At 38.0% G+C, this 20,296-nt stretch carries 14 protein-coding genes; 6 read left to right on the top strand and 8 right to left on the bottom strand.

Annotation, left to right across the window (positions count from 1 at the left end):
• Positions 1-25: 25 nt before the first annotated feature.
• Entirely contained in the window at positions 26-514 is a 489-nt protein-coding gene (locus NHE85_RS05040) for a hypothetical protein (protein ID WP_252810267.1), read from the bottom strand.
• Between the two features lie 296 nt (positions 515-810).
• Here NHE85_RS05040 and NHE85_RS05035 point away from each other — a divergent pair, with 296 nt between their 5' ends.
• Both NHE85_RS05035 and NHE85_RS05030 read left to right on the top strand, forming a co-directional pair.
• Positions 811-1,743: a PfkB family carbohydrate kinase gene (locus NHE85_RS05035; protein WP_252810265.1), complete on the top strand. Its 933-nt coding sequence runs from the start codon at positions 811-813 to the stop codon at positions 1,741-1,743.
• A gap of 71 nt (positions 1,744-1,814) precedes the next feature.
• Positions 1,815-3,713: an amidophosphoribosyltransferase gene (locus NHE85_RS05030; protein WP_252810264.1), complete on the top strand. Its 1,899-nt coding sequence runs from the start codon at positions 1,815-1,817 to the stop codon at positions 3,711-3,713.
• Positions 3,714-4,178: 465 nt separating this feature from the next.
• Here NHE85_RS05030 and NHE85_RS05025 read toward each other — a convergent pair whose 3' ends face one another.
• The 4 genes from NHE85_RS05025 to NHE85_RS05010 form a co-directional block, all read right to left on the bottom strand.
• A complete protein-coding gene (locus NHE85_RS05025; RefSeq protein WP_252810263.1) occupies positions 4,179-6,947 on the bottom strand; it encodes a PD-(D/E)XK nuclease family protein in 2,769 nt (922 codons plus the stop codon).
• 66 nt (positions 6,948-7,013) lie between these two features.
• Entirely contained in the window at positions 7,014-8,399 is a 1,386-nt protein-coding gene (locus NHE85_RS05020; RefSeq protein WP_252810262.1) for an OmpA family protein, read from the bottom strand.
• 105 nt (positions 8,400-8,504) lie between these two features.
• On the bottom strand, positions 8,505-9,698 hold the full coding sequence (kbl, locus tag NHE85_RS05015) for a glycine C-acetyltransferase (RefSeq protein ID WP_252810260.1): 1,194 nt from the start codon (positions 9,696-9,698) through the stop codon (positions 8,505-8,507).
• A gap of 61 nt (positions 9,699-9,759) precedes the next feature.
• A complete protein-coding gene (locus NHE85_RS05010; protein ID WP_252810257.1) occupies positions 9,760-12,897 on the bottom strand; it encodes an exodeoxyribonuclease V subunit beta in 3,138 nt (1,045 codons plus the stop codon).
• A gap of 120 nt (positions 12,898-13,017) precedes the next feature.
• Here NHE85_RS05010 and NHE85_RS05005 point away from each other — a divergent pair, with 120 nt between their 5' ends.
• Positions 13,018-13,626, top strand: a complete 609-nt coding sequence (locus NHE85_RS05005) for a superoxide dismutase (RefSeq protein ID WP_252810255.1) — start codon at positions 13,018-13,020, stop codon at positions 13,624-13,626.
• A 137-nt stretch (positions 13,627-13,763) separates the two neighbouring features.
• Here the strand turns inward: NHE85_RS05005 and NHE85_RS05000 are convergent, their stop codons facing one another.
• Positions 13,764-14,546 (bottom strand): alpha/beta fold hydrolase, encoded by a 783-nt coding sequence (locus NHE85_RS05000; protein WP_252810252.1) that lies wholly within the window; start codon positions 14,544-14,546, stop codon positions 13,764-13,766.
• A gap of 274 nt (positions 14,547-14,820) precedes the next feature.
• Entirely contained in the window at positions 14,821-16,113 is a 1,293-nt protein-coding gene (locus NHE85_RS04995) for an aminopeptidase P family protein (protein WP_252810250.1), read from the bottom strand.
• Between the two features lie 166 nt (positions 16,114-16,279).
• On the opposite strand from NHE85_RS04995, the gene NHE85_RS04990 reads away from it, so the two are divergent.
• Positions 16,280-16,843 carry a hypothetical protein gene (locus NHE85_RS04990; protein ID WP_252810248.1) on the top strand — a complete coding sequence of 188 codons (564 nt, stop codon included), beginning with the start codon at positions 16,280-16,282 and terminating at the stop codon, positions 16,841-16,843.
• Here NHE85_RS04990 and NHE85_RS04985 read toward each other — a convergent pair whose 3' ends face one another.
• Positions 16,844-18,205, bottom strand: coding sequence for a hydroxymethylglutaryl-CoA synthase family protein (locus NHE85_RS04985; RefSeq protein WP_252810246.1), 1,362 nt, complete (start codon positions 18,203-18,205; stop codon positions 16,844-16,846).
• A gap of 177 nt (positions 18,206-18,382) precedes the next feature.
• On the opposite strand from NHE85_RS04985, the gene NHE85_RS04980 reads away from it, so the two are divergent.
• Both NHE85_RS04980 and NHE85_RS04975 read left to right on the top strand, forming a co-directional pair.
• The gene (locus NHE85_RS04980) at positions 18,383-19,234 is read left to right on the top strand and encodes a ChaN family lipoprotein (RefSeq protein ID WP_252810244.1); all 852 of its coding nucleotides are present in this window, start codon (positions 18,383-18,385) and stop codon (positions 19,232-19,234) included.
• A 214-nt stretch (positions 19,235-19,448) separates the two neighbouring features.
• Positions 19,449-20,288, top strand: coding sequence for a succinate dehydrogenase cytochrome b subunit (locus NHE85_RS04975; protein WP_252810242.1), 840 nt, complete (start codon positions 19,449-19,451; stop codon positions 20,286-20,288).
• The last annotated feature ends 8 nt before the right edge of the window (positions 20,289-20,296 follow it).

Here is a 20,296-nt window from a genome sequence, read left to right as displayed (position 1 = left end):
AATAACTATATGCCTTAAATTTTATTTACCACTTTATTTCGGCGTCTAAAATTCTGGTAAGTTTTTCTTTTGCTTTTTTGCTTTCACTGTTAAAACCCGCATTTATAAAGCCTATACCTGTGCCCAGTATAATGCTGGGTATTAGTATTGCTGTTTTAGACCCTCCGGCAAAAAAGCCTGCCATTACAATTACAATTATGCCCAGGGTAACGCCCGCCATCCAGAGCATCATAAATTTAGATATGCTGTCTGTATGTTTCATCATAACTGTAATCTCTGTACCATTAGGGCTTTCATTTAGCTTTCCCTGAATTTCAGGCAGAAACATTTTATTTTCGGTTACAGAGCTTCTTATTAAAAAAGAGTCCTGCGAAACATGGCCTTCAAAAAGGCTGTTTTCAAAATCAGCACTCAGTCCGTCTGGTGATATTGTGCGGCGGTGCAGCCTTTCTAAAACTTTAGCTCTTGATAAAGATGTTTTTAGCATTAATTTTTCTGATGGGAATATTTTCATGTAAAAGGGGCATTTTACAGACATATGGGGGTAAGTCATAGGGTTATTACAGGGTAAATGTATAAATATTTCCATGCAATTTATAATTTGTTAGCAATATTTTAATATTTTTTAATAGGTGTTGAATTATTGCTAATAAAAATATAATTTACACCTGTAAATTAATAACGTTATAGTAATATATGGTTTGTAAAGCATTGATTTTGTATATAATAGCATAAGTGAATTTGATAACCAATTTTTTGTATGTATTGAAGATATAGAGTATCTTTGCACCTTTAAATTTCATTGCATTTATGAACAAATTACTGATTGTAGGAACAGTGGCTTTTGATGCCATAGAAACACCTTTTGGCAAAACCGGTAAAATTCTTGGTGGGGCTGCCATGTACATAGGTTTTTCGGCATCATTCTTTAAAGTCAGGTCGGCCATTGTATCGGTAGTTGGCGATGATTTTCCTCAGGAGTATCTTGATCTTTTTACAGAAAGAAACATAGATATCTCTGCCCTTGAAGTTGTAAAAGGAGGTAAAACTTTTTTTTGGAGCGGACGCTACCATAACGATCTGAATTCCCGCGATACTCTTGTTACAGAACTTAATACCCTGGCAGATTTTCAGCCAAAGGTTCCGGATAATTTTAAAGATGCCGATGTGGTTATGCTGGGCAACCTGCACCCACTGGTGCAGATAAGCGTGCTTGATCAGCTAACGGCTACTCCTAAGCTTGTGGTGCTTGACACTATGAACTTTTGGATGGACTGTGCTTTACCCGAATTGATGGAGGTAATTAAAAGGGTAGATGTTATTACAGTTAATGATGAAGAGGCAAGACAGCTTACAGGCGAATATTCGCTGGTAAAAGCAGCTGCAAAAATACAGGCAATGGGCCCTGAGTTTGTGGTTATTAAAAAAGGAGAACACGGTGCATTGCTGTTTCACGATAAACAGGTATTTTTTGCACCTGCCCTTCCACTGGAAGAGGTGTTTGACCCTACGGGGGCAGGCGATACTTTTGCAGGCGGCTTTGCAGGATATATTGCACAAAGTGAAAACATATCTTTTAAAAACCTTAAAAATGCAATTATATACGGCTCTAACATGGCATCATTTTGCGTAGAGGAGTTTGGCCCTAACCGAATGCTGCGTCTCGAAAAACAAGAGGTGCTGGATCGCCTGCAACAATTTAAGGCTTTAACGCAGTTTGATATTGCGCTTGAAAACGAATAACAGAACTCTAAGCCCAATTGCGGGCTTTTTTTAATAGGAATACAAAAAACAACTACACACAACACACTATTATGAGTGACGCTTTAAAACATGAATGCGGTATTGCGCTGTTAAGATTATTAAAGCCATTAGAATACTACAAAGAAAAATACGGTACTGCTTTTTACGGTATTCAGAAAATGTACCTGCTTATGGAAAAGCAGCACAACCGCGGGCAGGATGGTGCAGGTTTTGCAAGTATTAAACTTGATGTTGAGCCCGGGCAAAGATACATCAGCAGGGTGCGCTCTAATCAGCAGCAGCCTATACAGGATGTGTTCAAGCAGATTAATGAAAGGATTAATGAAGAGCTTACAGAACATCCTGAATACAACCAGAGCGTTGCATTGCAAAAAGAACATCTTCCTTATCTGGGAGAAGTGTATCTTGGGCACGTGCGTTATGGAACATTTGGTAAAAATAGTATAGAAAGTGTTCACCCGTTTCTTCGCCAGAATAACTGGATGCACCGCAACCTTATTGTAGCGGGTAACTTTAACATGACTAATGTTAAGCAGCTTTTTGACAGTCTTGTAGAGCTTGGACAGCATCCTAAAGAACTTGCAGATACGGTAACGGTTATGGAAAAAATAGGTCATTTTCTTGATGGGGAAGTGGCAGACTTATACCAGGAGTGCAAAACTGAAGGTTATTCAAAACAGGAAGCATCGGCAATAATATCTGAAAGGCTAAACATTGCCAAAATACTGAAACGCGCGTCTAAACAATGGGATGGCGGTTATGCAATGGCAGGCCTTATTGGACACGGAGACAGTTTTGTTTTCCGCGATCCGGCAGGTATTCGCCCGGCATACTATTATCAGGATGATGAAATTGCTGTTGTAGCATCTGAAAGGCCGGTAATACAAACTGTTTTCAATGTTCCTTTTGAAGATGTAAAAGAACTTGACCCAGGCCATGCTATTATCATTAAAAAAAGTGGTAAAGTAGCTGTAGAAGAGATCATTCCTGCACTGCCTAAAAAAGCATGTTCTTTTGAAAGGATCTATTTTTCAAGAGGCAGCGATGCTGAAATATATGAAGAGCGTAAAGAACTGGGCAGATTAGTATTGCCTCAGGTGCTTGAAGCTATTGAAAATGATACTGATAACGCTGTTTTTTCATATATACCTAATACTGCCGAAACTTCATTCTTTGGTATGGTCGAGGCAGCACAGGATTTTCTTAACCAGCGCAAGAACAAACATATTCTTGAACACAGAAATACACTTACCGAGGCTACGCTTGAAGAGCTTCTTAAAGTAAAAATACGTACCGAGAAGATTGCTATTAAAGATGCTAAGCTGCGTACCTTTATTACTGAAGACAGCAGCCGTGATGATCTTGTGGCCCATGTGTATGATGTTACCTATGGCGTTATTAAGCCCGAAGATAACCTTGTTATTATAGATGACTCTATTGTAAGGGGTACTACCCTTAAAAAGAGCATTCTTAAAATGATGGACAGGCTTAGCCCTAAACGTATTGTAGTAGTATCATCTGCTCCTCAAATCAGATATCCTGACTGTTATGGTATCGATATGGCAAAACTTGAAGGGCTAATTGCTTTTCAAGCAGCACACGAACTGCTTAAAGAAAGAGGTTTGGAGCACATAGTAGAAGATGTTTATAAAAAATGTAAAGCTCAGGAAAACCTTCCGGATGCAGAGGTTGTTAATTATGTAACTGAATTTTATGCTCAGTTTACAGATCAGGAAATATCAGATAAGATTGCCCAGATGTTAAGTTCTGAAGGTATTAATGCTGAGGTTAAGATTATTTTCCAGAGCGTGGAAAATTTACATAAAGCATGTCCTAAAAACCTTGGCGACTGGTATTTTACAGGAGATTATCCTACACCGGGCGGTAACCGCGTAGTAAACCGTGCTTTTATTAATTTTTATGAGGGTAATGATGCAAGAGCTTACTAAATAAGCGTATTAACGGGTTTTGGTGCAGTTTGTCGGAAAATTTTGTAAAACCGCAGTAAACGTTATATATTCGCACCAGAAAATAGCATTAGTAAAATTAATTTTTACAGTATTTTTGGGGGCAGAGAAAGGGAAAACGGAAACGTTTTCCCTTTCTTATTTTATATCTTCCTCATACAATATTATATCTCTTACAAAAATTATAATTTATTTATATATTAAATGTTAAAAAATGCACTTCATCGATAAAGATTGCCTTTTATCGATAATGTATGCATTTGGTCTAAAACTATTGTATAGTACTCAATAAGACCATAAGTTTACCATAAGAAAATAGCATTAGTAAATTAATTTTTACGGTATTTTTGGGGGCAAAAAAAGGGAAAACATTCATGTTTTCCCTTTTTTATTTTAAAAGTTCTGTTTATTCCGATATTTAAAAATTAAATAACTTATAAGAGCACCTTATTTTTCTTCAAAAGCTGTTTCAGGATTCAATATCTCGTTAATTAGGCTGATAAGTTCTGTTTTAAAGTTTTCAAGCATTTCCGCATCTATATGATCAAGCATTGGGACTGTTTTGTCTATGGCATCTTTAAAATTAAAGTTCATAAAACCATTTTTCATATTCTTGAATGATATTATACCTGCATGTATTTTTTGGGCGTTGTTGTGCGGCTCATACATAAAAGCATAAGTAAGCAGCTGAATTATCTTTTCATTTTTTACATCTGCTGTAAGTCCATCCCATGTTTTTAAAATAAGATTGCTCTTTTCTACTTTGCCTGTTTTATAATCTATAATCCGTATAGTGTCATTACGAAGCTCAACACGGTCTATATTCCCTGAGATAACTACCGGATAGGGCAGTCTTTCATCTTCCAGTATGCGGGTAAATTTTTCTTCAAGTGCAAGTATTTTTACAGTATCTCCCTCGTTCAGCCTTAATTTTTCCTGTTTTAAGAAGTTGTGTACATTACGTTTGGCAACTTCAAAAGCAAGCAGATTACGGCCTTTTTTAATTTCACCCTCTTTATATACTTCTTTAAACTGCAGCATAACTTCATCATCAGCCATAGTTGTCATGCTGTCTATATTATGTACGGCAAGAAATTTATTAATATAGGGTTTATACAGGTTTTCAAGCGCCCCGTGTATAATTGTACCTAATGTATTAAGTGCAATGCTTTCTTCTACTTCGTCTGTTTCACTTATGCGCAGTACCCTTTGGTAATAGAATTGTATTGGATTGCGTATGTATCCTGTTAATGCTGAAGGCGAAAAACCTTTTATAGTGGCTATTTCTTTTAGCCTTTCCATAACTTTTTCAGTTTTGGGTACTGCCATCGGTTCATAAGCCTTAGGTGGAAGAACAGCATTGTAGACTTCAGTTTTTAATGTATGGAGTGGTTTTTTTTCAATTTCGAGCTGGGTTAAAAAGCGGCTGCGTTCGCCGGCATCAAGCCCTTCACTTTCAGTGTTGTATAATAAATACACATTTTTAGCGCGCATCAGCAAATGATAAAAGTGATAGCTGTATATAGCATCTTTTTCCTTATAAGTAGGTAGCCCAAGTTCGCGTTTAACATCGTAAGGTATAAATGAATTTTGTGTTTTGCCCGCAGGAAATTTACCTTCGTTCATAGACGTGATAATCACATTTTCAAAGTCCAGCACACGGCTTTCAAGTACGCCCATTATTTGCAAACCGGAAAGAGGTTCACCTTCAAATGATACTTCCGCAAGATCTATAACCTGTTTATAAATGGTGTAAAGCACGGCAATACTATCCATTTGCGGATGCGACTCATAATAATTTATAAGCTTATTTATTACTTTAAAAATAGAGTATAAAAATGCTTTGGTTATCTTATCTTCCTCATCGTCATTATTCATAAATTCTTTCAGTACAATAAGTATATCTGATAGGCGCAGTAAAATACTACCGGCATTCTCATCCCATTTATCAAAAAGCAGCCTGAAAAACGCAGATGCATTGGTATGAAGATCATATAACCTGCTGTGTGAAAAGAAAGTAAAGTTATTTTTGTTGATAGCTTCTATAAGTTCATTGGCACCAGCATAGGGCTCTACTAACGGATGTGTTAATATATCCAGCACTTCTTTATAGTAAAGGGTATAGCTTTTTTCGTTTCGGTTAATAGCATTAGTATGCAGCTTAAAAAGCTTTTGTATTAATAGCTGTGCCGGATTATTCCGGCTGCTGTACCCCATTGTTATATTAAGCGCCCCAACGCTTTTAGGCAGGCTGTAAAGCAGCGGAATAAGCATACTTTCTTCTCCCAGTACCAATGCGGTTTTATCAAGGCTATGGTCTTCTGTAGTGAATTGTTCAATAAGCCTCCCTGCAGTTTTTGCCTGTCCAACAGTTTTTGGTGTGCCAATAATGTTGATATTCTTCGGGAGGCTAAACTCATCTGTAATCCATTCAAAAGGCTGATGCGAGTATTGTTTCCATTCTTTTTTAAAACGTCTTATAAAGAGGCCGGCGTCGTGGTAAGGGTCATTTAAAAAAGCATAATCAATATCCCAGTATATTTTTGCCTGACCTAGAGAAAGCAGGTGCTGTATTATTTTCTCTTCTGCAGCATTAAGGGCGTTAAATCCGGCAAAAACCATTTGCCCTTTTGTAAAAGAATTAGAGAAATGATTAATGTTATTTACTGCCTCACGATAAATTAATCCCTGATAACCCGCTCCTTTATTTAATAAATGAGTATAAAGTGTAGTATAATATTGCGGCAGCAGCTTCCAGAATTCCAGATAGTTTTCTATCATGGTAGTGCGCTTATCTGCATCCACCGCCCAATGTTCAATTTCCTGTATGTTTTCAAGATAATTAAGTACATATCCGGGGTTAAGCAAATAACGGTCTATTTCATTAAAATCCTGTAATAATGTTTTAGCCCAGTTGGCAAATGTTTCAAAGGGCTGCTGTTTTTCCTTAGGTGTGAGGTCAATATAAATGTTATAGAATTCAAAAAGCAGCTCTATGGTATCTATAGAACGAATGCCGGCTACATTTTGAACAAAATCTTCAATGCTTATTATTTTAGGAGCAAATACTGTTTCACTAAGTTGCTTTTTAAGGGCTTCAAGTAAAAATATGCGGGCTCTTTTATTAGGTAATACAACTGTGGCATCAGCAAGTGCAGTGCCATAATCTTTTATTAATTGCGAGCTTAATTTGTCAAGAAAGGTTTGGTTTGCCATGGTATAAAAATAAAAAAACGCCTCCGATTTTTCGGAGGCGTTACTTATTTATTTTGGGAAGTTTACTTAGTCTTTGATAAGTTTAACTTCAACCCTTCTGTTTTGAGCTTTACCTTTAGCAGTTTTGTTAGAAGCTATTGGCATAGTTTCACCAAAACCTTTAGACATAAGTCTGTCAGCAGAAATACCATTTTCAACTAAGTAAGCTTTAACTGCAGCTGCTCTGTTTTCAGAAAGCGTTTGGTTAAGAGCGTTGCTACCATCACTGTCAGTGTGTCCTTCAATGATGAATCTTGAATTTGGATACTCTTTAAATATTGCATTCATGTTTTGAAGTACCGGGTAAGTTTCTTCTTTAAATGTAGATTTACCGCTGTTGAACAGGATTGTTCTTGCATACTCATTTAATTTTTTGATAACTTCTTCAGTTACTTCAGGACATCCACGGTTAGCAGAAGTACCTTTAACATCCGGACAAAGATCGTCTTTATCTAGTACACCGTCTCCGTCAGTATCAGGCCATGGACAACCGCCATTTTCTTTAGGACCTTTAACATCCGGACATTTATCATTTTTGTCAGCGATACCGTCACCATCTGTATCAGGACAGCCTTGTAGGCTAGCAGGACCAGCAATTTCAGGACAAGCATCATCTTTATCAGCTATACCGTCACCGTCAGTATCAGGACATCCCTGGAACTGAGCAAGACCTGCTGTTTCAGGACAAGCATCATCTTTATCAGGAATACCGTCACCGTCAGTGTCAGGACATCCCTGGAATTGCTCTAAACCTGGAATTTCAGGACAAGCATCATCTTTGTCATATATACCATCTTTGTCAGTATCTTTTCCTCCAAATTTGAAAGTAAGACCTGCAAAGTGCTGCATATGTCTAGGAACATTAGCTTCAGTCTGATCTTCAAATGTATGTTTGTAAGTAGATTGTACTGTAAGACCAACATTTTCAGTAAACCAGAAGTTAAAGCCGATACCACCATTTACAGTTCCGTTACCTTTATCATCTAACCAAGTGTAACCTCCACCTATGTGAACAAATGGGTTAAACCAGCTCTTTGGCATAATGCTGTATTTAATAACAGCGTCTGCTCCGTAATAAGTAAGGTCATCAGCATTTCTCAACAAAACACCTTCTGCCTGAGGGTTGTTGTAAATTATTTTATCGATTTTGTTAACCGATCCTGTTAAACCAATTGAGAAATTGCTTCCTACATATCTTGACACGTTAATGTAAGATACAGATGGTAAAACATTCCACTCGTCTGTAGCGAAAAATTTCGTGAATTTGTCTTCAAATGTAGAAGCAGCTCCAAAACGAGTATGTACTGCATTCACACCAAAGCCGATGGCCCATGGATTGTCTTCGTCCTGCGCCTGCGCGTTCAAGCTCAGAGCCATAAGTGCAGCAACGAATAATTTGTTAAGATGTTTCATACTTTATTTAATTACAAAGGTTATATGAAGACAAATTTACTCTGTTAAAATTGAACAGCAAAACGTTTTATTAAAATTTATCTTACGTTAATGGCTAAAATGTCGTTAAATTATAGTTAACGACTTGCCAACCTCTGAAAATGAGGCAATTGCGTGATCTAAATGTTCCTTGGTATGGGCTGCAGAAAGCTGTACTCTTATCCTTGCCTTGTCTTTTGGCACCACTGGGAAGAAGAATCCGATAACATATATACCCTTTTTAAGTAATTCATCTGCCATAATTTGCGATAATTTGGCATCATAAAGCATAACAGGAACTATAGCTGAATCGCCGTCTATAATGTCGAAACCTGCTTTTTTCATTCCTTCTTTAAAATAATTTGTATTCCACTCTAGTTTATCTCTAAGTGAAGTATCCTTTTTAAGAAGCTCAAAAACTTTTAATGATGCTCCTACAATTGATGGTGCAAGTGAGTTAGAAAAAAGGTATGGTCTTGAACGTTGTCTAAGTATTTCTATTATTTCTTTTTTTGCAGTTGTATAGCCGCCCATAGCTCCGCCAAGCGCTTTACCGAATGTACCTGTAATAATATCCACTCTGCCCATAACGCCTTTTGCTTCCAGCGTACCTTTACCGTTTGCGCCTATAAAACCTGCTGCGTGGCATTCATCAACCATAACCATAGCATCGTACTTGTCGGCAAGGTCACATATTTTATCAAGAGGAGCTACAAGTCCGTCCATAGAGAAAACACCATCTGTAACAATAAGCTTAAAGCGGTGCCCTGCTTCGGTAGCTTTTATAAGCTGCTCTTCAAGTTCTGCCATGTTATTGTTAGTGTATCGGTAGCGTGCTGCTTTACAAAGTCGCACACCATCTATAATTGAGGCATGGTTAAGGCTATCTGATATAATACAGTCTTCTTCGCCAAGCAATGGTTCAAATACTCCGCCATTAGCATCAAAAGCGGCTGCATATAATATAGTGTCTTCTGTACCGTAAAAATCGGCAACGGCTTTTTCAAGTTCTTTGTGTATATCCTGAGTTCCGCAAATGAAACGAACAGACGACATACCAAAGCCATGTGTGTCAAGCGCATCTTTAGCAGCCTGTATTACTTCCGGGTGCGATGATAGCCCCAGGTAATTGTTAGCGCAGAAGTTTAATACTTTCTGGCCTGAATCAAGAGTTATCTCTGCACCTTGTGGCGAAGCTATAATACGTTCTTTTTTATAGAGGCCATTTTCTTTTATGGTTTCCAGTTCAGCGGTCAGGTGTTCTTTTATCTTTCCGTACATTTTTATTATGGGTTTGTTGTTTTACTGATAATTGCGAAATCGTTATTGTAGCGATCTAAAATCATGGCAAATTTACCACATTTATATTATCACCTATATATACGAGTGTTTTTTTAAGCACCATTAATCCCATTTCTTCCAAAGCTGTCTGGTAGGAGGTAAGCTGGGCAGCATATTTTTGCTGATGTATTCCTGTTTTGTAATCAAGTAATAGTGCCGTGTTGTTTTTTACAGCTACCCTATCAGGCTTAATGGTTTGCATCTCATGCCGAATAATACTCTGTTCATTATATATGATGTTGCCTTCTTCAAAAAAGATTCGGAGTTCAGGGTGAAATATAATGTCTTTTAATGTCTTTTCTACTTCATGCTGCTGGCTTCGTACAATAAGTCCGTCTTCTATGGCTTTCACCAAAGCTAAAGGTATATCGTGCTCTGTTTTTATAAACGACAGTATTTCGTGCATTACATTACCAAACTCTATAGCCTTTAAACGGGTTGTACCCCACATGAGTGATTCACGCTGTGCGATTTTAACTCCACGCGGGCTGAATCTTTCGCCTACTACTTTTATACTTTGTTGTTTATCCTGGTAATCATCCTCCGGTGATACTTTTTTAGGATCGCCAAACTCATACTGGTTAATTCTGTTGTCAAACAGTTGTTTTTGCATTAGGTATTTTATAAAGTAAGACGACATATTATTAGTTAGTTCACCTTTGCTTGTAAAATTCCTGTTAGATATAATGTATAGCTGTTCTTCGGCACGGGTAAGAGCTACATATAATATATTAATATTATCCAGCAATTCTTCCTGCGATTTTATTAAATACAGTTCTGAAGCTTTTTCGCCATATTGTGATACCTCTTTGTTACTGTCAACAAGTGCTTTTTGAAATTCAAATGTTGTGTCGTCAAGCTCCAGCCACATTTTGCTGCGTGGTGACCGGCTGTAGTCTTCTTCGGCAAATGGAAATATAACTACCGGAAATTCAAGTCCTTTAGATTTATGGATGGTCATTATCCTTACAGCATCATTGCCTTCCGGTGATGGTATGCTGAAGCGGGAGCCATTCTTGTCCCAGTATTCCAGAAAATCTGCAATACCCGATTGCGTTCTCATATCGCGTTCCAGCACAAGGTCAAGAAAGTACTGCACATAACTCTGATTGGACTTTTCTTTTATAAAAGCATCAATTATAGTTTCAACGGCTTCATATAAAGAGCGTTTACGGCAATTTTTGAACGATATATTTATATTGTGCAATGCCAGCCAGTTTTCAAGATGCTCTTCGGTTGGCTGTGCCATGCCTTCGGCAATAAAGTCGTGAATAGCAATATTACTTTGGGTTGTGGCTGCAAAATATAAAAAGTGCGCCTTTGCTTCTATATTCTCATTGCTTTTCAGGTAGCGCAGTAGGTTAATTATAAGCTTTACCTCGGTAGCGTTTTCTATAAGCAGTGTTTCAGACGATAGTATGGGTATATCCTGTTCGGTAAGATAATTTGCCAACAGTACGCCTGGATTACGTTTTCGGGTAAGCAAAACGATATCCCTGTAGTGAAAGCCGTTAGCTACTGCTTTATTAATAGCTGATAGTGTAGCTTCAAGGTACAGTGTGTCCTTGTCGGTTTCTTCTTCGGTATCGGCAGCAATTTCAGGTAAAAAAGATATGTTTACATAGCCACCCTGTTTATTATTGGTTTCCTGATTGCTGGCAGCATACATATCGCGGTAATCTTCATTTAAAAACTCCTGCGAAAGCACATTGAAAAATTCGTTATTAAAATCTATTACCTGAGAATAGCTCCTGTAGTTAGTAACAAGATTTAATATTTCTTTGTCGGGGTTAGAGAACGGATTATGTTCTTTGCCTAATGCAATAAATTGTTCTGCTTTACCACCCCGCCAACGGTAAATAGATTGTTTTGGGTCGCCTACCACCATTAGTGTACCTCTGTCGCCCAGCAAATCTTCCGAAGACAGTGCATTGTCAATTAATGGAATAAGATTGTTCCACTGCATTTGCGATGTGTCCTGAAACTCATCTATAAAAAAGTGGCGGTAGCGTTCGCCAAGCCGCTCATATATAAAAGGTGCAGGCTGGTTTTGAATCTCTTTATGGATAATAGCATTAAACTCTGATATAGAGAGCACGTTTTGCTCTTTTTGAATGCGCTCCAGTTCCTGCCCAATAGAGTTGAGCAATGAAAGCGGAGTTATGTTTTTTAAGAAAGCCTGATAAAAGTTTTTCTTTTCGTAGGTCTTATATGCTTTTTGCAGCAGTGCCAGTAACTCCGGTAAAACGCTTTCTATAAGTTCTCGGTCTTTTGCGGTTTTGTTTATCTGTACATCATCCGGTTCATAAAATTTTTTATGGCTGCTTAAAAGTGCCCCGTCTCGAATGTAACCTATATGGTTAGGGAAAGTACCCCGTGAAAACGACTTAGTATCTATGCCTTTGTTTTCTATTATGGTAAGCATTTCGTTAGCAAGTGCTACACTTTCGGCTTCCAGGCTTGCAACAGATTCTTTTAGCTTCTCCTTTATAAACAAAAACTCTTCTATGGTTTTGTCCTTAAACTGATGCAGTTCGTTACGATTATTTTCATCAATAAGTAACTTTCCGGTTTCAAAAAGTTCATAGGTAACATCCCAGCTTTTGTCGTTGTCGGTTTTATCTAACGAAAAATCTACCAGTAATGCGGTAAGCACATCATTTTCCCCTGCTTTGGCAATAATGGCATCTACAGCTTCCTGCAACAGGCTGTCGGTTTCCAGAGAAACATCAAAAGATACCGAAAGGTTAAGATCGTGTGCAAAAGCACGGATAACTTTATGGGTAAAACGGTCTATGGTAGAAATATCGAACGAAGCATAGTTATGAATGATGTTTTTAATAATAGCCTTAGACTTGTCCTGTATGGTAGCGATGGATAAGCCCGTTTCAGCAGAAAGCACTTTCATGAGGCTTAACGCCCTGTCACCGGGATCGTCTTTAGAAAAATCGGAAAGGTTCATTATAATACGGCCCTTCATTTCCTGCACTGCTTTGTTGGTAAAAGTTATGGCAAGTATTTTTCGGTAGGCATCATCGGTAGTACTTTGTAGCAGTATGCGCAGGTATTCTTTTACAAGAGTGTAGGTTTTGCCCGAACCGGCCGATGCGTTATAAATAGAAAAAGCAGTTTTATGCACTTATAATGAATGTTTTAAATTTTAATAAGGGAAATTATAACAAAATCTTATTTATTATAAACCTTAAAATCTGTAAATTTGGATTTAAAATTAATATTAATCTTTTAAATTACGGATATTATGGCTTTTGAATTACCAAAACTTCCTTATGCATATGACGCTCTAGAACCACATATTGATGCTAAAACTATGGAAATACACCATACAAAGCATCATAATGCATATACTACCAACCTAAATGCTGCCATTGACGGTACAGACCTTGAAGGCAAAACTATAGAAAACATACTTATTAACCTTGATATGTCTAACGCTGCTGTTAGAAATAATGGTGGAGGTTTTTATAACCATAACCTTTTCTGGACTATACTTTCTCCTAAAGGAGGAGGCGAGCCTACAGGTGAGCTTGAAGAAGCTATAGATAAAGCTTTTGGTTCTTTTGCTGAATTTAAAGCGAAATTTGCTAAAGCTGCTGCAACTCAGTTCGGTTCAGGATGGGCCTGGCTTTGTGTGCAAAAAGGCGGTAAGCTTGAAATTTGCGCTACACCTAACCAGGACAACCCGCTAATGCCGGAAGTTGGATGCGGTGGTACACCGATTCTTGGACTTGACGTTTGGGAACATGCCTACTACCTAAACTACCAAAACAGAAGGCCTGATTATATTGAGGCTTTCTTTAGTGTTATAAACTGGGAAGAAGTAGCAAGACGCTATGCTCTTGAAAAATAAGATATAATTGTTTGATTATATATAGGAACGGGTACCAATAATAGGTGCCCTTTTTTTATTTGTCATAAGATATGCAGTGAGATGATGAGGTGCGAAATTTTGCATGATAGCCGCCTTATTGTAAACTGTAAATTAAATTAACACGTCTTAAAAAACGCAAGTGTTTCCGCTAAAAGCTCATCGCGGTTTTCAATATGGCTCATGTGCCCGTACGGATAGCTTACAAGCTTAACATCGGTGTTTTCTACCTGGTCTGCTTGTTCGCTGTATATAAGGCTTTGGTCGTGCCTGCCTAAAACAAGCATAATAGGGTAGGGCGAAAAATGCAATATCACCTCACGATCGTTGCGTACCTTCATGCCTTCCAATGCAGCAACGATACCCTGAAGCGGAGTTTTTACAGCCTGTTCGCGCAGTGCTTCAATATCGTCGGCAAGGCGGTCGCGGTTTTCTTCACTAAACAAATTGGCTATACTCATGCGTACAAAAGCAGTGTAGTTTTGTTTTACGGCTTTTATAGCGCGGTCGCGATTCTTTTTGCGCTCGTCGCTATCGGCACGCGAGGTAGAGTTTTGTAATACAATACCTTTAATCATATCAGGATATAGCTCGGCAAATGCCAAAGCCACATAACCACCCATAGAATGCCCCATAAATATAGCTTTACGTATGCGAAGTTCATGCAATACGGCATGTACGGCATCTGCCATATCTTCCATAGTGTGTACATAGCCCAGGCATTCGGTTTGCCCATGCCCTAAAAGGTCTATAGTTATAACCCTGTACTTTTTGCTGTATTCGGCAACAAAAAAATCCCACATTACAGCACTTTCTAAAAAGCCATGCAGTAATACTATTGCGGTGCCTTTTCCGGTATCGGAATAGGCGATATTGATATTTTTGTAGTTAAGGTTTTTCAAGTCCGGTTTTTTTTAGTCATTGCGGGGAGGAACGACGAAGCAATCAGAAAAGATTGCCACACTCCGCTGCGCTGCATTCGCAATGACGTATTGGGATTATTTGGTGCAAAAATACAGCATACCTATTAATTATTATGCCAACAAAAACAAAAAACGGCTCACAATAGTAAGCCGTTTTGTATGTCAATGAGATCTAGATTGCCTCGCTGCGTTCGCAATGACCGAGAACGTTTGTAAGGAATGAGTAAGCAACCCAAAATCCAATAACACGAAGCTATTGATTCATCAGGCTCTCTATCTCGTCTGCTTCAATAGGTATGTTGCGCATAAGGTTAAATGGCTCACCCGATGCCTGTATAACAACATCATCTTCAAGACGGATACCAAAACCTTCGGCAGGAATATAAATTCCCGGTTCTACAGTAAATACCATGTTGGCTTTCATAGGTTCAGATAATAACCCGTAATCATGAGTATCAAGTCCTAAATGGTGCGACGTACCGTGCATAAAATATTTTTTGTATGCCGGCCAGTCAGGGTTTTCGTTCTGAACATCAGCTTTGTCAATAAGTCCAAGCCCAAGCAGTTCCGATGTCATTAGTTTACCTACTTCAACGTGGTATTGTTTCCAAAGCGTACCCGGAACAAGCATTTTGGTAGCTTCATTTTTTACGCGGAGTACTGCATTGTAAACTTCTTTTTGTCTTTTTGTATAACGCCCGTTTACAGGTATGGTACGGCTAAGGTCGCTGGAGTAGTTAGCATATTCTGCTGCTACGTCAAACAAAATAAGGTCGCCATCTTTACATTGCTGGTTGTTTTCTACATAATGTAATACGTTAGCATTGTTACCCGAAGCAATAATAGGTCCGTATGCAAACCCTTTCGAACGGTTACGCACAAACTCATGAAGCAGTTCTGCCTCAATTTCATATTCCATAACACCCGGTTTAACAAAACCAAGAATACGGCGGAAACCTTTCTCGGTAATATCGCAGGCTTTTTGCATCAGGTCAATTTCTTCACTTTCCTTAACAGAACGGAGCCTTTGCAGTATCGGGTTGCTTTTTGCTACCTGGTGTGCAGGGTATTTTTCTTTCCACCATTTAATAAAACGGTCTTCACGCGTTTGCGTTTGTACCGACGAACGGTAATGTTCGTTAGTATTAATATATATAGTGTCGCAGTAGGTCATTACTTCGAAAAGTATTTTTTCAAAATCCTGAAGCCACTGTATATTTTTAATGCCCGAAACTTCGGTAGCACGTTCTTTAGTCAGTTTTTCGCCTTCCCAAATAGCAATATGCTCGTTGGTTTCGCGAACAAAAAGTATTTCGCGCAGGTGCTCATACGGAGCATCCGGGCAAAGCAGCAGTATGGTTTCTTCCTGATCGGCACCGCTCAGGTAAAATATATCGCGGTGCTGCTGAAAAGGTATTGTACTATCTGCGCTTATTGGGTAAATGTCGTTAGAGTTAAATACCGCAACGCTTTTAGGTTTCATTTCTGCCATAAACTTTTTACGGTTTTTAATGAACAGGTTACGGTCTATCTGATGGTATTTCATGATATAAAGTTTTTATTCAGGATACCAAAAGTACTAAGATTATTGGGAAATAGCGTCTTAAAATTTGAGATATGGAGAAAAAGAAGGTTATTCTCTGCAACTTATGCGGAGAATAATTTTGAAAGAAAATGTAATTATATTTGTAAACTTAAATAATAAGTAGAAAATGAAAAACATTTGCTTGTTTATGCTATTGATGTTTATGATTTCGTGTAATAAGGAAGTCGGAAAGAATGATAAAAGCGATGTTAAAATTAAGACATCTGAGAAAAAAGAGGTTACTGAAAAATACGTGTTTCAAAAGGTTGTTTTTGAGCCAGAAAAAGCAACCTTTACTAAAGTGGGATTGACTGTAATAGATATCGACACGATAGATGTTGCTTTTGAGTATACTAATAATATAACTTATGCGCAGCCGACGAGTGATATTTATGATAATAAAGGTGTTTATAATTATAGAGAAATGTTAATTCATCTTATTAGTCAATCAACAAAAGATACAATTACACTCAAAAAGGAAATGTTTAAAGTCTCTACACGTCCTGAGGAGTATAAAAGAATGTTGCTTCAGTCTGCCATGATTAACGTTCAGACAAAAAAAGGAATCATTCCGTTGATAATTTATCTTTGTAAAACGGAAAGTGATATTTGTGACTACTATGATGTTAGAATAAAAGATGGCAAAGCAGTTATTGCTCCATTTAATGAAGATGATTTTATTGAAGACTAACTACTCCACCCACTTATAATGCCTTGCACCCATTAAATTAGGAATTTCTTTCTCTATCCTGTCCAGTGCCCATTCGCCGGATGGCGCTAAAAGACTATATCGCTGTTCTTTTTTGTGTAGTTTAAGGTAGGTGTCAAAACCTATTTCCTGACTTTCGGCCAGGGTTTCAAATAGTTGTGCTTTAATGGCTGCTTCTTTCCAGCCTGTTTGCAATGTGCCTTCAAAAACTTTCGATTTCGATCCGCTTCCGTAAGCAAGAAATCCGAATTTCTTACCGTTGAGGTCGGTATCGGCTTTTGCAAAATGGCTTAATGCCGACAGCAGCCCCATAAATACAGAGCCTGTATATAGGTTGCCGATTAAAGATGATGCTGGTTCGGCAGGCTGCATTTTTTGATTTACAAAAGTGCGGTAATCATCAGACTTTGCTATTTCTTTCACTTTCGTTTGATAATCGGCTATATCTTCATTACCTGTTAGTAGTGGAGTATCTGCATCCAGCGCAAAAATTTCAGAGAACATCCTTCGTCCCTGATAGGCATAGGGCAGGTGCATAATAATACTTTCCCATGTATTGTATAATGATCCGGTAGTGTTAGTTGCTTTTTTAAATCGGAAATACGCTTCGCGGGTACGGTCGGTGTAGCATTGGTTAGAGTACTGCCCGTCAAACACCGGCTGGTCTTTATGTATTTCTATTTCTGCTTCAAGGTTGCCAAACCATGGTTCGTTGTCCTCATTGTTCGTAATTGACTGTTTAGATAGCGTGCGGTAAGGTTTAAAGAAATCGAACACGCCCTTTGTGCTTACTGTCCATTCGCTGCTAATGGCTATAATACGCGGATTTGCCGTTACCAGTATGGCAAGCGCACCTGCGCCCTGAGTATATTCTCCGGTAGATTCAAGATCGTATTTGGCAATATCGGTAGTTATAACAATGGCTTTTTTATTTGGATTGAGTTTTATGTAATCAAGGCAGTTTTGTAGTGCATCTACTCCGCCTATGCAGGCAAAAGTAAAATCTACCGTGTCGCATTCGCTAAAAGTGCCTTCGCCAAACTTTTGCTCCATTAATGCCGTTAAAAAAGAACCTATAGGCTTGCTGCTGTCAATACCGCTTTCAGTACCTACGTATATGCGGGCAATTTCTGCGGGGTTTATGTTGTTTTGGGTAATTAGTTTTGTAAGGGCGTTGGCGCCAAATACCACAGCATCCTGATGTGCGTCAGGCAGTGTCATTTTTAGTAATCCGAGGCCTTTTTCAAGTTTTTCGGGATCAATATTTCGGGCTTCGGCCAGTGTTTTTATAGGTAAGTGCAGTTTTGCAATATCAAAGGCAATTGCGTCAATTCCGGTAGTCATTATTCATTGTTTATGGGTTAAAAATACTAACAGACGGGCATATAAACAGCAATAAAAATAGTTGAGGTTTCATTTTTGCTAATTTGTAAAAATTAAAGCCGTAATTTTTTTAAATGTGTAATTACAGGGCGGTTTATAATGGCTATTTTTGTTGGAGGATACACAAATTTACTTTTAATGAAATTATATGCTTTTATAGCTGCTTTTGCAGTTTTTGCAGGGATACACGCGCAGGACAAGATGCCGTATAAGCTTTTTGATAAATATGGTACGGCAACATCATACAAAAAACTGGTTAAGGCTGCCACAGCAACCGATGTAGTATTGTTTGGAGAACATCATGATAATTCGGTTGTGCACTGGCTTGAGCTTGAACTTACAAAAGACCTTGCTGAAAAGAAAGACCTTGTGCTTGGCGCAGAAATGATTGAAGCAGATAACCAAAAAGAACTCGATCAATACCTGAAAGGGGAGATCAGCCAAACAGCTTTTGATAGTACCGCCCGCCTGTGGAACAATTATAAGACAGACTATAAACCATTAGTAGATTTTGCTAAGGGAAAACATTTTGACTTTATAGCTACCAATGTGCCAAGACGTTATGCCAGCAAAGTTTATAAAGGTGGTTTTGAATCATTAGATGGACTTTCTGCTGAAGAAAAAAAATGGATTGCCCCACTGCCTATAGCGTATGATGCTGCTTTGCCGGGGTATGTAAAAATGCTGGAAATGAGTGGTGGCCACGGCGGCGATAACCTGCCAAAAGCACAAGCCCTTAAAGATGCTACTATGGCTTATTTTATCGCACAGCATTTAAAACCAGATATTGTTTTTGTACATTACAACGGTACGTATCACAGTGAGAATTTTGAGGGTATAAACTGGTATCTTAAAAAGGCAAAACCGGGTATAAAAATTGTTAGTATAGCAACAGTTTCGCAAAAAGATATTGATAAACCTGAAAAAGAGTATCTTAATCTTGCCGATTTTATACTGGTTGTAGATGAAGACGTAACAAAAACATATTAAATTTTGTACGGCGGTTAGTTAGCGAAAATTGATTTATTCTGCACATTTTTAGGCTTTTTAGTATAAAACTTTTTTAATTGTTTTTTTACACTAAAAATAATTCACTAAAATACACTTTATACTCATTATAAATTACTCGCAAAGGTTGTAGTTAATTGGTTTTCGCCTTATTTTTGTTTGATTTTTTAAAAACCTTATCTTTTAATCAAATACTATGGCAAAATCTGCACTATTAAAGTCGTCCCTTGCTAAGAAATACTGGATGGCTCTGACAGGTTTATTTCTCTGCCTGTTTTTAATCGGGCACTTACTTGGTAACCTTCAATTGCTTTCAACAGGTGAAAATGCAGCACTGCACTTTAACCAGTATGCATTGTTTATGACAACAAACCCGGCTATCAAGGTGTTGTCTTATCTTACTTACATTTCTATTCTGTTTCACGCAATAGATGGTATTTTACTGGCAATACAAAACCAAAAAGCAAGGCCTGTAAAATATGTTATGAACAAGCCGGAGAAAAATACTATCTGGGCTTCAAGAAACATGGCTGTTTTAGGAACAATTATCCTTATTTTTATTGTAACGCACATGGTGAGTTTTTGGGCCAGAATGCATTTTGATAAAAATATGCCTTTACAGACAGTAATGATCAATGCCGGCGGCATGCCTCAGGAATTCTATCTTACTACAGACGGTGGATACTTACCAAAAGCACAGGTTCTTCAGGGTGCAGCTGTTATTAAAAACAGAACTGAGTTTTATGATGCAACCGCTAATGTGAAGATAAAAGAAGGTTATAAAGACCTTTACAAGATTACAGTAGCTTTCTTTAAAGATGCTAAACTTGGCCTTGTATATACCATACTTTATGCTATATCAATGATAGTACTTGGTTTCCACCTTTACCATGGTTTTGGCAGTGCATTCCAGTCTTTGGGTGTTAACAATCCAAAATATAACGGGTTTATCAAAAATTTCGGGAAAGCTTTTGCAATTATAGTTCCGCTATTGTTTGCTATCATTCCTATATATATTCACTTTTTTATAAAATAATCAACATC

The organism is Flavobacterium sp. NRK1, assembly GCF_024054175.1.
Lineage (GTDB): Bacteria > Bacteroidota > Bacteroidia > Flavobacteriales > Flavobacteriaceae > Flavobacterium.
The sequence above is the reverse complement of the archived record's forward strand: the minus strand, read 5'-3'. Positions and strand labels throughout refer to the sequence as shown.

Bases quoted from the DNA above. Each gene is read 5' to 3' on its own strand.
- NHE85_RS05025 (WP_252810263.1), bottom strand. From the start codon at position 6,947: ATGGCAAACCAAACCTTTCTTGACAAATTAAGCTCGCAATTAATAAAA.
- NHE85_RS04980 (WP_252810244.1), top strand. From the start codon at position 18,383: ATGAAATTATATGCTTTTATAGCTGCTTTTGCAGTTTTTGCAGGGATA.
- NHE85_RS04975 (WP_252810242.1), top strand. From the start codon at position 19,449: ATGGCAAAATCTGCACTATTAAAGTCGTCCCTTGCTAAGAAATACTGG.
- NHE85_RS05040 (WP_252810267.1), bottom strand. From the start codon at position 514: ATGAAAATATTCCCATCAGAAAAATTAATGCTAAAAACATCTTTATCA.
- NHE85_RS04995 (WP_252810250.1), bottom strand. From the start codon at position 16,113: ATGAAATACCATCAGATAGACCGTAACCTGTTCATTAAAAACCGTAAA.
- kbl (WP_252810260.1), bottom strand. From the start codon at position 9,698: ATGTACGGAAAGATAAAAGAACACCTGACCGCTGAACTGGAAACCATA.
- NHE85_RS04985 (WP_252810246.1), bottom strand. From the start codon at position 18,205: ATGACTACCGGAATTGACGCAATTGCCTTTGATATTGCAAAACTGCAC.
- NHE85_RS05030 (WP_252810264.1), top strand. From the start codon at position 1,815: ATGAGTGACGCTTTAAAACATGAATGCGGTATTGCGCTGTTAAGATTA.
- NHE85_RS04990 (WP_252810248.1), top strand. From the start codon at position 16,280: ATGAAAAACATTTGCTTGTTTATGCTATTGATGTTTATGATTTCGTGT.
- NHE85_RS05035 (WP_252810265.1), top strand. From the start codon at position 811: ATGAACAAATTACTGATTGTAGGAACAGTGGCTTTTGATGCCATAGAA.
- NHE85_RS05020 (WP_252810262.1), bottom strand. From the start codon at position 8,399: ATGAAACATCTTAACAAATTATTCGTTGCTGCACTTATGGCTCTGAGC.
- NHE85_RS05005 (WP_252810255.1), top strand. From the start codon at position 13,018: ATGGCTTTTGAATTACCAAAACTTCCTTATGCATATGACGCTCTAGAA.